The following is a 1,896-nucleotide window of genomic DNA, read 5'->3' on the forward strand; positions in this document are numbered from 1 at the left end:
GCGCCGGGTTGAAGAAGTGCAGCCCCAGGATCTGTGCGGGGCGGCCCGCGGTCTCGGTGCAGGCGCCGACCGGCAGGCTCGACGTGGACGTGGCGAGCAGGGTGTTCGGCGCGCACACCCTCCCGAGCTCGGCGAAGAGCTGCCGCTTGACCTCCAGGTCCTCCACCACGGCCTCCATGACGATGTCGGCCGCCGCGAGGACGGACCGGTCGCTCGTCGCGGTCCAACGGTCCGGTGCGTCCAGGGAGTTGTTCGCGCCTGAGTCCGAGTCGAAGTCGAAGTCGGAGTCGGAGTCGGAGCCGGCGGCGGTGCGCTGCAGTCCGAACTCGATGCGCTCGGCAGCAGCCGCTGCTTTCTCCTGGGACCGGGCGAGGAGCGTCGTACGGAATCCGCCGCGTACGCAGGCCTCGGCGATGCCGGTGGCCATGGTGCCCGAGCCGATGACGACGACATTGCAGCCCGGGGGAGCGGTGGGGGACACGGCCCGCCGGTCCGCGGACGCCGCCCGTACGCCGTAACTGTGAAAGCCGCGGCCGGATTTGACGCCCAGCGCGCCCTGCGCGACGAGCTCGTCGAGTACCGGCGCGGGTGCGCGGTGGCCCCATCCGAGGTCGCCGAGCCCGGCCAGGATGTCACGTGCCGTGTCCAGGCCGATCGCGTCGAGCGAGGCCAGCGGCCCCTCGCTCCAGCCGCAGCCGAGCCGGACGGCGGTGTCGACGTCCTCGGCGCTCGCGTAACCGTCGTGGACCATCCACGCGGCCTCGTTGAGGAGGCCGAGCAGCAGGCCGGGTGCGAGCGAACCGGCCCGGTCGCCGACCTGGTGGGCCTTGATGCCGGCCGCCGCGAGTATCTCCCCGACACGGGCGGCGGCAGCGTCCGAGGCCCGGGGGCCGCGGGCCAGCTCGACGGCGTCGAGGGCGTCGGCACGCAGGAAGCGCAGGGCGAACAGGTCGGCGCCCGCGGCGTCCTGGAGCTCCCCGAGCGGGGTGGCCAGCGCCGTGGTGAGGACGGGGGTCCCGGGGCGTCGGTGCTCGCGCAGGGCGCCGAGCACCGCCCGTTTCAGGTTCGCCGGTTCCGGTACGGCCTCGATGACCAGGTCCGCCGCCGCGACGGCCGCGGGGAGGCGGGTCAGTGTGCGGGGGCGGTCCCTGGGGCCGAGCCGCAGGGCGCCGGCGAGGACCGCGGGGTCGTCGTCGACACCGATGACGTCGAGTCCGGCGCGGGTCAGCCGGCGGGCGAGGGCGAGCCCGGTGCCGCCCAGGCCGACGACGGCCACGGTGAAGGGGTGCGGGGTGGGGTCAGTGGTGTCGGCGGGGGTATCGGTGTGTGCGTACTCGGCCATGGTGCTGCTCCTGCCTTCGCGGATGGGGGCATCAGTAGCGGCTGCCGGTGGCGGCGGGCGCGGCGTCCAGGTCCGCCAGGTCCTGCGCGGTCAGACGCAGTCCTGCCGCGGCCAGATTGGCCGTCAGGTAGCGCAGCTGCTTGGTGCCGGGGATGGGGACGATGTGGTCGCCCTGGGCGAGCGTCCAGGCCAGCGCGGTCTGGGCGGCCGTGGCGCCGTGCCGTGCGGCGACCTCTTCGACCGCCTTGACGATGCGCAGATTGGCGGTGAACGCCTCGCTCTGGAAACGCGGATTGCCCGCTCGGAAGTCGCCGTCCTCGAACTCGTCGGGCCGGGTGTAGCGGCCCGTGAGGAACCCCCGGCCCAGCGGGGCGAAGGGCACGAACGCGGCGCCGTTGTCGGCGCACCAGCCGGCGATCCCGGTCCGCGGGTCGAGCGGGTCCCTGGTCCACAGGGAGAGTTCGGACTGGACGGCCGCGACGGGATGCGTACGGTGCGCGGCGGCAGCCTGCTCCCTGGTCACCTCGGAGAGGCCGAGGTGACCAGGGAGCAGG

At 74.2% G+C, this 1,896-nt stretch carries 2 protein-coding genes; both read right to left on the reverse strand.

All coding sequences use genetic code 11. The annotated features are described in order from the left end of the window. Positions 1–1,342 (reverse strand): 3-hydroxyacyl-CoA dehydrogenase family protein (locus J0695_RS38950; protein WP_206969588.1); only part of this gene is annotated, 1,342 nt, incomplete at its 3' end. Positions 1,343–1,373: 31 nt separating this feature from the next. Further along, positions 1,374–1,896, reverse strand: a 523-nt coding sequence (locus tag J0695_RS38955; RefSeq protein WP_206969590.1) for an aldo/keto reductase, incomplete at its 5' end; no start/stop codon positions are given.

It is taken from the genome of Streptomyces beijiangensis, from assembly GCF_017315755.1.
Lineage (GTDB): Bacteria > Actinomycetota > Actinomycetes > Streptomycetales > Streptomycetaceae > Streptomyces > Streptomyces beijiangensis.